Here is a 15,331-nt window from a genome sequence, read left to right as displayed (position 1 = left end):
AGTTATCAGTTATCAGTTATCAGTTATCAGTTATCAGTTATCAGTTATCAGTTATCAGTTATTAGTTATTAGTTATCATAGCAATTAGGAATAAGATGTGATAAAAAACTGTAGGGGTTTGGTCTCCAAACCCTAGCTAAGATGGTTTTTTTCAACCAAACCCCGTTAGATAAAATATTACAAATTCTCACAACTCACAACTGATTGCTATAGTTATTAGTTATTACTTAGCAATTCTAAATTGTAATATTTGATTGTAGGATTTTGGTCTCCAAATACCATTTGCGTCTTGGTTTGGAAACCAAACCCCTACGGTTTTTTTTCACAAATCATTTCATCTTGCTATATATTTATACCTCTTTTCATTAACATAGAATACAGATATTTTTGGTTAAAGGCAGAAGGCAGAGGGCATAATTTTTCTAGTCTACCTTTGTGAAAACCACTATAATTACTATGGCTATATTACGACTAAATATTAGGAGTTAGGAGTTATAAGTTATAAGTCAGAATTAAAATCTTCCTAGTTTAAACTATTTTTACTGATTAATTTAGGCTTCTGAATGCTAATTGCTAATCGCTGAATGCTGATTAATTATTATTAATTAACTATGAATCCGAGGTTCTGGATGTAAATTACTCAGTATCTCACTTTCAAATATTGCTAATTCTTCTAATCTTTTCTCAACAATCATTTGTTCACAATAAGTTGTAGCTAAAATCCAATATACTCCATAATGCCTGGCTTCAGATGCCATTAAACTACGATAAAATTTTGCTAATTCTGGTTCAGGACAATAATCAGCAAGTAAACCCAAACGTTCGTGACTACGAGCTTCAATTAAACAGTAAACTAATAATAAATCTAACATTCTTTCTGGTTCATTCCGCCGAACTTGACTATTTAAAGCTGCTCCATAAGGAGGAGAATTTAGGGGAGCTAATGGAATATTACGACGTTCTAACCACTGGTTTACTTGTTCAAAATGTTCTAGTTCTTCACGGGCAATAGCTGTTAACATTTTGATCATTTTAGCATTAGAAGGATAGCGAAACATTAAATTTAAAGCTACTCCTGCTGCCTTTCTTTCACAGTGGGAATGGTCTAATAATATAATGTCTAAATTGGCAATTGCTTGTTCTATCCAAGCTTGGGAAGTAGGTTGTTTTATATATTTAATTGTTGGTGTTTTTGATAATTGCATAGTTATTCCTTAATTTTACTTTTCATTAGCTTATCTCGTTATTTTTCTACCATAAAATTTCAGGGATTAAAAATTTTATAATACTTTTTTAAAGTCATCTTTATTTAAAGATAAATTACTTATACTTAATTGGCATTCAGGAAGTTCTAAATCTTGTCATCAGCTCTCCCTAGCTAGGGTATTTAAGATTATATCGGAGGAACTTTGCTTTCGGGCAAAGTTTGTCTGCAAGAGTTATTTGTTTCTAGTTATCTGTTTGATTATCTAACCAATTATCAATAGTTTTCATCTCAAAGATTTTTTCTGCTAAAAGTATAATTTTACTCAAGAGAACTGTTGGATTTATGATGAAACTTCTACCAATATTTGCTGAATTCAATGGAATATTTGTTTGACTAACTGCTAGATTGTTCCTTGTTTTTACCGAAAAATAAAGGTTTAAAGTCTCTGAATCGCCGTGGAGAAACAATGAATTTATTTTCCTTTTATTCAATCCTCTTCCTTTTAGGGCTATGCTTTATAAACATCTTTCTTAACATAAAACTTAGACATTAAAGACAAGTTATGAATAAGTCTGGGAGAGGCTTTTTCGCCAGAAAATTGTCTTGAAAAATATACTATAAGTGAAGACCTTTACAAAATTCTTACTCCCCCCTCTTACCCCTCCTACAAAGGTTTCACGAGTTCCTTATAAAGGATAGCTTTTAGGGGGAGGTAATTATCAATTATCCATTATTGAACCATCTTTTTGTTCTTTGTCTTATCATTCTTTCAATCCTTATTTTCGACCTTATTGTTTAGCTAAAATAATTTATTCTTTCCTGTTATTTATAAATACTTCTTGTTTGTCTAACTCCTCTAACTTCTTGATTTTTTAAGTTGGTTCAGTTGTTTAATGCTGCTTCTATTTTAGATATTTATCGAATAATTTTTGGTATTACTTCTAAATATAGGAGTAAATTGGATAGGGTGCATCTCATATTTGCCAAAATACTTTTTCCCTATTCCCTGTTCCCTGTTCCCTGTTCACTAAAAGCGATAAATTTTTGGCTTTCTTCACGCATTGAGATGCACCCATTGTATAGATATATGTTTAATATGATAATTAGTCGATAGACATATCTAACATGGTGGGTTACAACGGATTTTTAAATACATTTCACAACTTAGATTTTAGCCCTATCTAACCACCCTAATAGATATTTTGGGTATTATTTTTTTTCCTTATTTTCACCCTCATAACGTTCTTGTGCTATTTTCTGAACATGAGCTGCAAAGTCTGGATAATGGTCTAATACTTTTTTAAAGTCATCTTTCTTTAGGACAAATAACTCACAGTAAGTTAATGTTTTAACAGATGCAGTACGTCGTTTTTCATATAAAAGAGCAATTTCTCCAAAGAATGTACCTGGTTCCATAATTCTATATGTATCACCAGTTTTTTCTGAAAAAGCTTTCACCAATCCACGCCTAATAAAGTACATTTCATAGCCCCATTTACCTTCACGAATTATATATTCATCAGGTGGCAGTATTTCTGGTTTTAATGCCATTACTATTTCCCCTAAAAAATTGGGTGTTGCACTTTGAAAAATTGGAACTTTTTCAATGACTTCTTTGTGAAGTTCTAGTGCTAATCTCATCCTTAAAGGATCTGGTAATTCATCTAGTATATGATAATCTCTAATATCTTGATTTTCTAGCCATCTATATTGATAGTAGTCTCTAATTTTTTGTTGTAATTTCGGAGTAATTTTATTATCTCGCATATAGGTTTGAATTTGCCCTAACTTTTCTCTATATCTAGCTTTAGCAGCATCTAAGTTAGAAATTAATGAAGATACATTACCAATAATATAAGCATACATAGATATCCCTAAAAACATAACTATTAGGGTAAATATTATTTCAACTTCATTACTGGGAGTTATATCTCCATATCCAACAGTAGTAAGAGTTGTAATAGCCCAATAAAGAGAATTGATATATTGGGTTCTTCTACTTGCTGATTCTAATGATTTAGAATTTAACCAAGAATTTCCGGTAGTAGATTCCCAACTACCAATCATAAACCAGATACAAGCTACCCAATGAGTAATTAAAATAATTACTATTACTAATTTAAACATTCTCATCAAGGTAGGATTAATATGAATATTAGTTTCCCACTTGTTAAAAATTCGATAAAATTGAGGTAAGCGTAATAAACGAGTTAATCTCAAAAACGCAATAATAAATAATGAATTTGGCAAGAAAATTCGTGCCATTAAATCTCCAGGAAAACTCACTATTAAATGTCTAAGGAAAAGTCCTGAACGATAATTTTGAGCTATCCTTTTTGGGTCTTTAATATATTCTCCACGCTCAAAGTAAGCAAGACGAAATCGAAGAAATATATCAGCGATTAGAATACTATCTCCGATTAAATCTAATAAAATCCAGATGCCATTAAATCTTTGGAGAAAAGCAATTCTGAATGGTACAATAAAGGCATTATAAATTGTAATAAATACAATTAATACTTCCCATAATCTAATCAGTTTACTATCAGGATAAAATATAGGTATTTTCACTTCAGTTATCAGTTATTAGTCAATACAGTTCAGATCATACTAAATTCATGCTTATGCAGTTACATTTTAATTTGTGATTTATTCGTAAAATTAAAAAATATAAATTCCATAAATGTAAGCATTCAGCTATTATCGGTCAGCAAGCCTCCTGCGGAGGAACTGCGTTAACAGCAAATAATTAAATAATGAATAATTCAATTATTTCTCAGGTTAAAGGAGTATACTTTAGTAATAACTTTGAATTCTCCTTGAAGACTAATTTCTTTTTTTAAAATAATCATATAATTAGTTAATAACTTATATAGCAATCCGCGCAGAGGTTGCGGGTAATTAAAAAGTAGATAAAAAAGTTGAAACTCCTACCTGTTACCTGTTCCCTTTTCCCTAAAAAGCGACAAGATTTTTGCCACAAATATGCGGAGGATTGCTATAGCTGATAGCTGACGGCTGTTTGCGCAGCATTCCGTCAGGAAATGCTTACCCATAAATTCTCAAAATAAAACTTTTTACCTATTTTTTGATAGTGTTTTTTTGTCTGTTGTTCGTATCAAGACTGTAGCAATATTTGATAAAATTTATATAAGACTAAAACTCCTATGCTATTGAACAATTATATGAGCTTTTGAGATTAAATAACTGCAAAAAAAAATCTTTAACTGAACCGTCTTGAGTTCTCAGTATATCCTTTAATTAATTGATAATTGATAATTACCTCTCCCTAAAAGGGAGAGGATTGACCAATAAGGAAAAAATTTATTTTTTTTTCCCTTTGAAAGGGGAGGCTAATAAAGCTGAATTATTTAATTAATAATTATTAATTATCCTGTAAGACCAATTACAAAAAGTAGTTATAGTTAGGTTTGACTTCCTTGTATAATAGGGTAGTTTCAAATCCAAAGTTTGCTTTTTTATTCCTTTGAAAGAGGAAGCCTAAGACCTTATTTATTAGTCATTAATTAGGGTTTGCTGATTAAATATCAAAGCCTTTATAGATAAATTTTTTAGCATTTTTAGATCTTTAAAAAGTACAAGCTTTTCATTCTAGTGCAGAATGGCAGAAATAACTAACCAGTTACAAAATTCTCAAAGCCTTACCAATCAATACTTTTGAATTTTGAATTTTGAATTTTGACTTCCGCGTAGTGGCACTAGGGAGCTTAAAAATTAGGATTTTGGGTTGACTCTCTTGCTGAAAAATCAAGGGATAATTCTCTCTCCCAGCAGCTCTAAATTTCCCATTCATTCTGACTCTTACCCTCACCCATAATACTTTTTCAGCAAGCCCTAATTAATACTTTTTCGACCGCAGTATACATATCTTGAGCAAATTTTTTAGAGTTCCACAAAGGTGCTAAATTTTCTGACTCCTTAGACTTCACTAACCTATCAATATATTCCTGCCGTAAGTTAGGATTTTGACCTAATTTTACACCCCAATCAATATATTCTTCCCATGACCATGATACCCCTAACTTAATATCTAAACTTTGTAAAAAAGAATAACCCATTCTAGATAAAAATTGTTCTCCGACATGGGTAACAACTGGCAAGTTAAACCATAAAGCTTCTAAAGTATGAGTACCACCATTATAAGGAGAAGAATCAAGCAAAATATCTGCTAAAGAGTAAATATTTCTATGTTCCTCCTCTGTAGAAAATCTATCCATAAATTTAATCCGATGAATACTAACTTCCTCAGCTTGACAAGCTTGATGATAAGCAGCTTGAAATACTTCTACATCTCCTAATCCTTTGTGAACTAAGATACTATTAGGCACTTGTTTCAAAATAGCAACTTGTGCTTTAACTAAATCTCGGTTAAATTTCCTGCCTGGTGCCAAACAGAGATAAACTATTTGATCTAAACCTATTCTTTGGGATTTTCTTAAATTAGCTTGACTTTTTTCTATTCTTTCAAAACCAGAAACTGCGACAAATGAATCTGGCATTCTCACCAATTTTTCTACATAGTATTTATCTCTGTCTTGAGGGTGGGTGTGCGAGTCGCAGAGAAAATAATTATCTGAGGATATGTAAGGAGCATCAAATCCTAACCAAGATATACAAATAGGTGCTGGTTGATAAGATAAAATCTCTGTATTAATTGGTAAACTCAAAGAATCTAAATCTATTAATATATCTACTTTGTCTTGCTGAATTTCACCAATAATTTCTCCTACATCTGCTATTCCTTGAGGATATTTTTTCGGTACATATAATTTAGTAGCAGCTTGACTAAATTTATGAGTTTGGTCGTCTACTTTTAAACGTTCCGTTGAGTATAAATATGTTTCTGTGTTGAGCTTTCCTAACTCCCGAATTATATCAAGACTGCACCAACCTACAGAATGTCTACAAAAGTGACTAGATATAAATCCAACTTTTAATTTACGACTTTTACTAAACTCAAAATTTGCCAATTTTTGCTGATAATTAGACTTAGGTTTGAGAGCTAGCTCAGTATAAGCTTTAGATACTAATTTGTAGAGATGAGAATTAGCTTCAATATTGTCTCTTAAATAAGGAACGCTAAATAAAAAATTTCCATATAAAGATTTTAGCTCCACTGACTTTTTGGCAATATTTATATCTTCTATAAGTTTAGCCTCCAAATCAAAAAATCTATCTTTAGCAATTTCATTTAAGCCAGATACTTGATATGTACTAATCATATATATGGCAGTCATAATCGGATCGACTACCCTACATTCTTGACTATATTTATTGACTGCTTCCCTAGCAACTGCATAATTATTACCATCCCTCAAAATGCCACATAAATGTTGATGAGCTGTAGCAAAGTCAGGTTGAATTTCAATGGCTTTTTTCAGGTGTTGAAGAGCTTCAGAAAATTTACCTTGATTTCTCAAAATAATTCCAATTTCACCATAAACTTCTGCTAAATCTGGCTTAAGTTTAATAGCTGCTTGCCAAAAAACAATAGCTTCTCCTAATTTACCCTCTTCAGCTAACCTATATCCTTGACTTAAATTAAACTCTACCCCACCCAAACTAGGATTTAATTCTAATGCTTTTTGTTGTGAGGCGATCGCTTCATCTGACTTGCCCATCTTTTGCCAAACCTTGGCCAAATTCCAATAAGCAACGGCCATCTCTGGTTGTAATTGAATAGCTTTCCTGTAACAAGCGATCGCCTCTTCCAATTTTCCCTGGCGATAAAACATACTGCCCAAGTTAACATGAGCCTGGGATAAATCAGGATTAAACTCTATGGCCCGATAATATAGACTAATTGCTTCAGAGATTTGACCTTGGGCTTGAAGAATATTGGCCAGAGTAACATAAGTAGGTGCCCAATTAGGTTGTAAACTTAAAGCCTCACGACAACAAGCGATCGCCTCTGATAATTGTCCTTGAGCGTAGTAAAGTTCAGCTTGTTGTGTCAAAGTCTCAAAATTTGGAGTTTGTGAGGTAGAAAAATTGGAGGAAGTCATTTCAGTTATCAGTTATCAGTTATCAGCTTTTTTACTGAAGTCCAAGATTTAACTTATATCAAGTCTGATTAATTAGCCATAATAAATGAGTGTCGGTCTGGTAGGGTGCATTGTAACGTACCAGCATCCCTAGTACCGCTACGGGGAAGTCAGAAGTCAGAAGTCAACCCACCCCTAACCCCTCCCAAGAGGGGAAGTCAGAAGTTTTGATTGGTAAAGCTTTGAGTATTTTGTGACTGGTGACTTATTTCCGCCATCCTGCACTAGGGGTATTTGAAATGTCTTGGTTGAGGTTTAATATCAAGTTGTGATAATTTTTATAAGAGTTAATTTTATAGCTCTACGAATTCAGTTTAGGACATTTCTAAATCCTAAAACCCTTTGACAATTTACTATTCCCTATTCCCTATTCCCTATTCCCTAGCGCGTAGCGCTATAACTAAAAACCTTTGAAATTCTGACTCCTGAATTCTAATTCTGACTCCTAAAAACAATGATTTGGCAAAAATTGAATCAACTCCAACCCAAAATCAAATTTAAACCTCAAATAATTCTGGCAATTATTTCATTAATTCTGGCAGTAGGAATGTCTATTAGTATTAGTAATAAAATTCCTGCCCAAGCAAGAACTGAAAAAAACTATGAAGAAAAATTATTTGAAACTGCTCTATCTTTTACTCTATATTTTGAAGGTGGATTTAGTAATCATCCAGCAGATAAAGGTGGTAGAACTTATAAAGGAATTTTACAAAGTGTATATAATACTTATCGACGGCGAAGGGGTTTACCACCATTAGATGTTACGCAAATGTCTGATGCTGAATTGATGGAAATTTATCAAGGTTATTGGGATAATAGTAGGTCAGCTACTATGCACCCCGCTCTTGCCGTAGTTATGTTTGATACTGCTGTTAATTTTGGTATTAATAACTCGGTAACTTTTCTGCAACAAGCTTTAGGACTACCACAAACAGGTATATTTGATACTAAGACCAAAGAAGCATTAGCAGAAGGTAATAATCGAAATACTGCACTGCAAATGATTAACGAAAGGATTATTTATCGTTATAAAAGAGTTCAAGAAGATGCTAGTCAGATGGCTTTTTTTCATGGTTGGTTAGCTCGTGATTATAGTTTGTGGGGTTATGTGGAAAAGTTGAAAGATAATTGAAGAAGTTTCTAGAAGCAGTTAGTTGAGAATTAAACTCCAAAAAATTTTAGGTATTGCAGTTCAACAATTAATAGAGTTGTCGCTAAATAGAGGCAAAAAATCGCTCAAACCCAGACAGGAAAATAATTACCAGCTTTTTTGTTTGGCAATAGCTATAATCCTTATAGAACAAGGTTTTTGATAATTTTTTAAGTTATAAAGCGACAAGTCTAATAATTACCTCTTCTGTAATAAAAGGATTTGGCTAATCAGATTGTAGTCCATTGTGCAGCCTACATGGATTTTACCAGAAAATTGGGTTTAAACCTCCCCCTAAAAGGGGGAGGTTTAAATTGTTTTTTTTCTTTGATAAGTATGCTATAATATTATTAGTTTTAAAATGCGGTTATGAAAGCTAGATTTAAGTATCGTGTCTATCCAACATGCCAACAAAAATACCAATTAGCAAAACTATTTGGTTGTGTGCGTGTGGTTTGGAATGATAGTCTGGCTTGCTGCCAACAAAAGTATAGATTAGGAGAAAAGAAACCTACCAATTCTGAGCTACAAAAACAGTTTATCACCGAAGCTAAAAAGACTGAAGATAGAGAATGGTTATCAGAAGTTTCTGCTATACCATTGCAGCAATCTTTGAATGATTTAAACCAGGCTTATCAAAACTTTTTTAAGTCAACTAAAGGTGAGAGGAAAGGTAGACCTATAAAACTTCCTAAATTCAAAACTAGAAAGTCAAAGCAAACTGCTAGATTTACAAAGGGAGGGTTTAAAATTGGTCAGCATAAAGTATATTTAGCTAAGATTGGAAAGCTTGAAATTGTATGGTCAAGAGAGCTACCTGCCACTCCATCATCAGTAACAGTAATCAAAGATTCAGCTCATAGATATTTCTTGAGCTTTGTAGTAGAAATACAACCTGAAATTTTGCCTAAAACTGATAAGTCAGTAGGTATAGATTTAGGAATTAAAACTTTTGCTACTTTGAGTAACGGTAGAAAGGTTGATGCTCCAAAACCATTGAAGAAACGAATTAAGAAATACAGAAAGTTAAGTAAATCATTATCTAAGAAAACCTTCGGTTCTAAACGATATGAAAAAGCTCGGCTGAGAATAGCTAAATTTCATGGCAAACTGAAAGATACAAGGACAAATTTTCTACATAAATTATCCACTGAAATAATTCGTGAAAGCCAAACAATTATTTTAGAGGATCTAAACGTTTCCGGAATGGTCAAGAACCGTAAATTATCTAGAGCAATTTCTGATTTAGGTTGGAGACAATTCCGAACATTCCTAGAAGGAAAAGCAGAAAAATATGGTCGTGAATTTCGAGTAATTAGTCGTTGGGAAGCAACATCTCAAACCTGTTCTAGTTGTGGTTTTAAAGGTGGGAAACTAGACCTTTCGGTGAGAGAATGGGAGTGTCTCAACTGTGGTGCTAAACATGATCGAGACGAGAATGCAGCCATAAATATATTAGTCGCGGGCGGGCAGTCCGAGACTTTAAACGGACGTGGAGGCAAGCATAAGACTAGCGTCAAGTTAGCAGCAGCCAATGAGACGTTAACCCACCGAGGAACTTCGGTTCGGTAGGATTGCGCTTTTTAGGCCGGGGAGGATGTCAACTACGACTATGACAAATTCTACAAATTAGTAGCTTTGGCAAAAAGCGCTGGCGTGAAAAAATTCATATATATAGGTGCTGCATCTGTCATTAATGGAAGACCGATTAAAAATGTAGATGAACTATATTAACCAAAACGACTGCTACAAGATTATTACTCAAAAACCAAAGCCTTAGCAGAAAAACTCGTCTTAGAAGGTAATGAACCTAACTTTGAAGCGATCGCTCTGAGACCCCCGGCAATATGGAGTCCTAAAAATCCTCACTACGATGATATGTTAAAAATGGCTAAAGAAGGTAAGTGGGTGTGGATTGGTGGTGGAAAGCATACCCTGTCTACCATTCATGTAGACAATGAACGGAGCAGCAGTTATAGCTGCCATTCAGAAGAGTAGGGGTGGACAGATATACTATGTGACTGATGGTGAACAACGCCCACTCAAAACCTTTTTTACAGAAATTCTTAGAGCAGAAGGAATTGAACCAGGTAATCCTTATCTGCCAAGAGGTCTAGCACTTTTAATTGCTTACATTGTGGAATTGCTATGGAAGCTTTTGGGGTTAAATCAACGACCACCCATAGCACCTGTGATGGTTTATAGCAATGAGCGCTGGTATATTTACAAATTGTAGTAGGGGCCAAGCAGCTCAAAGTCTTATATTATCGGCAATTTATTCCCCCTGTTGCCTGTTCCAATAGTGCCTGTTCCCGGAGCACAGCGCTATATCTGATGGGTACTGAGTTTTCAGTCAATGATACGAAGGCTCGGGCTGAACTGGACTACCGCAATGCTATTAGCATCAGCGAAGGACTCCAACAAATCAGAATTCGAGCAGGAATCTAAATGGCTCAAATTGTTTACACAACCTTAGTTTTACCCCCATTATTTAGGAGAAGTAATAATGCAACGATTTTTTGTTAGTTTTCTACTACTAGCTTTTCTGGGAAATCTAGTTGTTTCAGAGAAGGCTAGAGCCACCTTAAATAGTAACTTAACAGTAAAAAATAGTTTGATACTAAACAGTAGCTTGACAATTAATATTGATGGTCTGAAAAATCAAACTGGACAAGTTTGCCTGAGTCTTTTTTCCGGTAGTCAAGGATTTCCCAGTGATGGCGATCGGGCTTTGCAAGCTAGGTGTGTTGATTTAGAGGAAGGAACTCCCGCAATTACATTTGAGAATTTGAAACCAGGAAGTTATGCTGTTGCTGCTTTTCATGATTTTAATGACGATGGTATCTTCAATCTGAATGGTCTTGGCATTCCAAAAGAAGGCTTTGGCTTTTCCAAAAACCCAAAAATTTTCACAGGTCCTCCCAAATTTAGGGATGTAGTTGTGATTATTGTAGGTTCAACAAACAATATTTGGATTAAATTGCAATATCTTTAGGAAGTCAGGAATTTTATATATGCACAAATATACATTTTTGTCAATTTTTGTGCTTCTATTGTTAAGTTGTCTCTGGAAAATTTGTTTTTTCCATCCAGAGATTAAATTTAAAATTACTTAATATTATACGAATTAAATATAGTTTAAAGGTTGTTTTATATAAATTAATTATAACAAGCCTGTGACTTTAAAAATCATATCATAGACTCCAAATTAAGTAAACTCGTAAAATAATTGAGAATAGTTTCAATAAACCCCTATCTTTACGTTTATTCATAATTTGCTTAACATGGGAATTTTAAAATTATCCCTTCATAGATATTTGTTTTGCTTATAAAATTAACAACTCTTAGGAAATAGGTTTACCAATAGATAATGGATAATTAATTAATCTGGCTTTATCAAAATGTTGGCAGAAGACTCGCGCTCTCCCGTAGGGGAGCGTCGTATGGGAATGCCAATCAATGTTGCGATTTTACAAATAATCTGTTAAAGTATAAAATTTGAAAAGCAAACAGTAAATGGAGGAAAAAGCGTACAAATTTAGATTTCACCCAACTCCAGAGCAGGAAAATCTGTTGCGGAGAACGTTGGGATGTGTACGCCTAATCTACAACAAGGCTTTAGCTGCAAGAACTCAAGCATGGTATGAGAACAAAGAACGTGTCAGTTACAAGCAAATCTCAACTATGCTTACTAACTGGAAAAAACAAGAAGATTTAGATTTCCTTACTGAAGTAAGCAGTGTACCATTGCAGCAAGGCTTGAGACATCTACAGACTGCTTTTCCTTCGGAATGCTGCGCAAACACCAACTTTTTTAGCGGACGTGCTAAATACCCTAATTTTAAGAAAAAGCGTATGGGGTGGCAGTGCTGAGTTTACTAAGGCAGCATTTAGCTGGAAAGATGGCCAAGTATATTTAGCCAAATGTGCAGAACCATTACCTATCCGATGGAGTAGGCAACTACCGCCAAACTGTGTGCCTAGTACAATTACTGTCAAACTTGAACCAAGTGGTAGATGGTCTGTATCTTTGAGAGTTAATGATACCAGAGATTTGAGGCTCAAGCCAACTCAGAAACAAGTTGGCGTTGATTTAGGGATTACCAGTTTGCTAACTACAACTGATGGAGATAAAGTTGCCAACCCAAAGAATCTTCAGAAGTTACACAAAAAACTGAGGTTAGCCCAGAAATCCCTAGATAGAAAACCCGACAAAAAGTCTAACAACTATCACAAAGCCAGACTGAAAGTCGCCAAGATACACGCAAAAATTAAAGACCCAGGAGGAGAGTTTGTAACAAATTATTAATTTTCTATCTAAAACGCTCAAAAAGTAATAAATCGATCTAAGATAGAAAAAAATAAATGTTTCACATGAAATATGTCAGACCCAAAGAAGCAGCCTCCATCCTTGGAGTTGCAGTCTCAAGTCTCAGACGATGGGAAGAAGAAGGCAAAATCAAAGCAATCAAAACCCCATCAGGGCACAGGCGGTACTCAATCGCAGAAATCGAACAAGCAGCAGGTTTGCCCAGGGCAATTACCACTGTTTGTTATGCAAGGGTGTCGAGCCATTCCCAACGAGACGATATTGAGAGACAAATTGAACTACTTCTCTCAAGATTCCCAGAAGCGGAAATCATATCAGAAATTGGCAGCGGACTTAATTTTAAGCGGAAACAATTCCTCTCCATTTTGGACAGAATTTGCACAGGTGATATCAAACGCCTTGTCGTTGCCCACCCAGACAGACTCGTTAGATTTGGATTTGAATTGGTTAAGTGGCTATGCGAACGTAACGAGTGCGAACTCTTGGTTCTCCATGACAGCAAACAATCTCCCGAACAAGAACTCGTTCAAGATATGTTGTCCATCATCCACTGTTTCAGTTCGAGGCTTTATGGGTTACGAAGATACAAAAAAGAGATCAGTGAGAAAATACGGGAAAAACCCATACAAAAAGAGTCAAAAACTGAGGCCAAATAGTGTTTTAAAAGTGCCTGTTTGGCCTAGTATTGAACTACATAAAATCTGGAAGCAATGGCTGGCTGCTTACCGTTGGGTTTACAATCAGTGTGTTGAGTTTTTTAATCATCAAAGAACTTTGCCAAAAGGGAAATCGTTAGACCAAGTAATCCAAAGCCAACAAGTTCAACCTGAGAATGAATGGACTAAATGTTTAGGAAAAACCAGACAAGAAGCTGTCTGTGAAGCTGAACTTGCGTATCAACAAGCTCAGGCTGCTAACAACAGTCCCAACTTTCAATTGCGTTATCGTTCTTGTCGAAATAAATCTCAAGTAATTCAATTTAAAAACGATGCTTATCGGAATGGAACTTGGTTTCCTCAAAAAGTAAAAGGTATGCTTTTTTGTACTGCGATTGGATATCAAGTACCTCGTAATTGTGATTATGGAACTGAGCTGGTTGATCAACGAGGACAATGGTTTGCTTGCTTTCCTCAATACATTGAGCCAACGACTACTGGTTCCGATCAAGTTATTGCATTAGACCCTGGAAATAGAGCCTTTTTAACTGGCTATGATGGTGAAAACGTTTTAGAAATTGGCAAGGGAGACATCGGGCGAATTAACCGTTTATGCTCGCACCTTGATAATTTATTAAGTCGTGCCGCACTATCAAAAAACAAACGGCAACGTTATCAAATGCGCAAGGCAGCAACTAGAATGAGAAATCGCATTCAATATCTGGTAAAGGATTTGCATAACAAGGTAGCTTCAGTATTAGTTAATAGCTATAAGTTAATTTTTCTGCCTACTTATGAAACCTCTCAAATGGTGCTTAAGTCAACCAGAAAAATTAACCGCAAATCTGTCAGAAATATGCTCTCGTAGAGTCATGGAAAGTTTGCTGATTACCTACAACATAAGGCAGCTCGCTCATGTGTTTTAGTAGTTCGTTGTAATGAAGCTTATACTTCTAAGACTTGTACAAACTGCGGTCACGTTCATAAGAACTTGGGTGGTTCCAAGATTTATAAATGTCCTCAATGTGGTCATATAATTGCACGGGATATCAATGGCGCTCGCAACATAATGTTGAGAGCTTTGCAGGACTAGGCGAACTGCCTTCACTGTTGTCAATGATTCTATTGTCGTCAGTGATGCCATACCTACTGGAGCGCTTTAAGAAGATTTAAGCGTTTTGATGAGGTTCAAAGTAGCACTATACCCATAAACTGACATACGTCGCCAATCCGACGGCTCCCCTACAACTAATTAGAGAAAACCAAACAATAGTAGTTGAGGATTTAGCAGTAAAAACATGGTCAAAAAGCGGTGCGACCCCGCGTCGTCGCCAGCTCGCAAGCGGTCAGACCCCGCGTCGCCGCCAGCTCGCTTGCGGAATGCTGACCAAGAGAGGGAACGCGCACCAAGAGACCACAAATTAGCTAGAGCTATTAGTGATGCTAACTGGGGAGAATTAGTGAGGCAATTAGAATACAAAGCCGAATGGTATGGACAGGAATTAATCACTCTGGACCGATATTTCCCTAGTTCCAAGCGCTGTTCTAATTGTGGTCATGTAGTAGAAAAATTGCCTCTCAATATTAGAGAGTGGAATTCTCCTGAATGTGGTAGCCACCATGATAGAGACATAAACGCTGCAATTAACATTTTGGCTGCGGGACTCGCAGTGTCAGCGCCAGTCGCTCATGGGGGAGACCCCCAAGACCGCGCTGGCTTGTCTGTGGAGCAACCGTAAGACCTTCTGAGAGTAAATCTCGGAAGGCGGGTGCTATGTTTTGCTGACGCAAAGCTCCGCTTTATATGTCGGCGACAGCCGAAGTGCGTAATTAGGAGCATTCCCTATACGAAAGTTGTGCGCCAGCAAAACGCGGAGCGACATGGAAAGCGGAGCATTCCCTATACGAAAAAGCGCAGCTCCT

Annotated in this window: 14 protein-coding genes and 1 pseudogene; 11 read left to right on the top strand and 4 right to left on the bottom strand. The window is 35.4% G+C overall.

What is annotated here, in order from left to right:
- Positions 1 to 605: 605 nt before the first annotated feature.
- The 4 genes from ACP6PK_RS11155 to ACP6PK_RS11140 form a co-directional block, all read right to left on the bottom strand.
- On the bottom strand, positions 606 to 1,205 hold the full coding sequence (locus ACP6PK_RS11155; protein WP_094672692.1) for a MiaE family protein: 600 nt from the start codon (positions 1,203 to 1,205) through the stop codon (positions 606 to 608).
- Between the two features lie 244 nt (positions 1,206 to 1,449).
- Entirely contained in the window at positions 1,450 to 1,674 is a 225-nt protein-coding gene (locus ACP6PK_RS11150) for a hypothetical protein (protein WP_426559663.1), read from the bottom strand.
- 742 nt (positions 1,675 to 2,416) lie between these two features.
- Complete coding sequence (locus ACP6PK_RS11145) at positions 2,417 to 3,778, bottom strand: ion transporter (RefSeq protein WP_426559662.1); 1,362 nt, start codon at positions 3,776 to 3,778, stop codon at positions 2,417 to 2,419.
- 1,274 nt (positions 3,779 to 5,052) lie between these two features.
- Complete coding sequence (locus ACP6PK_RS11140; protein ID WP_426559661.1) at positions 5,053 to 7,233, bottom strand: O-linked N-acetylglucosamine transferase, SPINDLY family protein; 2,181 nt, start codon at positions 7,231 to 7,233, stop codon at positions 5,053 to 5,055.
- A 493-nt stretch (positions 7,234 to 7,726) separates the two neighbouring features.
- Between ACP6PK_RS11140 and ACP6PK_RS11135 the strand changes: the two genes are divergently transcribed.
- From ACP6PK_RS11135 to ACP6PK_RS11085, 11 genes and pseudogenes are all read left to right on the top strand, one after another.
- A complete protein-coding gene (locus ACP6PK_RS11135; RefSeq protein ID WP_426559660.1) occupies positions 7,727 to 8,404 on the top strand; it encodes a glycoside hydrolase family 108 protein in 678 nt (225 codons plus the stop codon).
- A gap of 387 nt (positions 8,405 to 8,791) precedes the next feature.
- Positions 8,792 to 9,994, top strand: a complete 1,203-nt coding sequence (locus ACP6PK_RS11130) for an RNA-guided endonuclease InsQ/TnpB family protein (RefSeq protein WP_426559659.1) — start codon at positions 8,792 to 8,794, stop codon at positions 9,992 to 9,994.
- 171 nt (positions 9,995 to 10,165) lie between these two features.
- Positions 10,166 to 10,420 carry a hypothetical protein gene (locus ACP6PK_RS11125; protein WP_426559665.1) on the top strand — a complete coding sequence of 85 codons (255 nt, stop codon included), beginning with the start codon at positions 10,166 to 10,168 and terminating at the stop codon, positions 10,418 to 10,420.
- The gene (locus ACP6PK_RS11120; RefSeq protein ID WP_426559658.1) at positions 10,380 to 10,658 is read left to right on the top strand and encodes a hypothetical protein; all 279 of its coding nucleotides are present in this window, start codon (positions 10,380 to 10,382) and stop codon (positions 10,656 to 10,658) included. The genes ACP6PK_RS11125 and ACP6PK_RS11120 overlap by 41 nt, the downstream gene beginning before the upstream one ends.
- Before the next feature lie 270 nt (positions 10,659 to 10,928).
- Positions 10,929 to 11,417 carry a DUF2141 domain-containing protein gene (locus ACP6PK_RS11115; RefSeq protein ID WP_426559657.1) on the top strand — a complete coding sequence of 163 codons (489 nt, stop codon included), beginning with the start codon at positions 10,929 to 10,931 and terminating at the stop codon, positions 11,415 to 11,417.
- Positions 11,418 to 11,938: 521 nt separating this feature from the next.
- Complete coding sequence (locus ACP6PK_RS11110; RefSeq protein WP_426559656.1) at positions 11,939 to 12,295, top strand: RNA-guided endonuclease InsQ/TnpB family protein; 357 nt, start codon at positions 11,939 to 11,941, stop codon at positions 12,293 to 12,295.
- Entirely contained in the window at positions 12,246 to 12,731 is a 486-nt protein-coding gene (locus tag ACP6PK_RS11105; protein WP_426559655.1) for an RNA-guided endonuclease InsQ/TnpB family protein, read from the top strand. The genes ACP6PK_RS11110 and ACP6PK_RS11105 overlap by 50 nt, the downstream gene beginning before the upstream one ends.
- A 65-nt stretch (positions 12,732 to 12,796) precedes the next feature.
- Positions 12,797 to 13,408, top strand: coding sequence for an IS607 family transposase (locus ACP6PK_RS11100; protein ID WP_426559664.1), 612 nt, complete (start codon positions 12,797 to 12,799; stop codon positions 13,406 to 13,408).
- 10 nt (positions 13,409 to 13,418) lie between these two features.
- Positions 13,419 to 14,276, top strand: coding sequence for a transposase (locus ACP6PK_RS11095; protein WP_426559654.1), 858 nt, complete (start codon positions 13,419 to 13,421; stop codon positions 14,274 to 14,276).
- A 15-nt stretch (positions 14,277 to 14,291) separates the two neighbouring features.
- Positions 14,292 to 14,501: pseudogene (locus tag ACP6PK_RS11090) on the top strand (zinc ribbon domain-containing protein); the annotation flags it as partial.
- A gap of 205 nt (positions 14,502 to 14,706) precedes the next feature.
- Positions 14,707 to 15,147, top strand: a complete 441-nt coding sequence (locus ACP6PK_RS11085; protein ID WP_426559653.1) for an RNA-guided endonuclease TnpB family protein — start codon at positions 14,707 to 14,709, stop codon at positions 15,145 to 15,147.
- Positions 15,148 to 15,331: the final 184 nt, after the last annotated feature.

Origin of the sequence: Dapis hubbardiae BLCC-M172 (assembly GCF_050016015.1) — a bacterium.
In the GTDB taxonomy this organism is placed as follows: Bacteria; Cyanobacteriota; Cyanobacteriia; order Cyanobacteriales; family Microcoleaceae; genus Trichodesmium.
The sequence above is the reverse complement of the archived record's forward strand: the minus strand, read 5'-3'. Positions and strand labels throughout refer to the sequence as shown.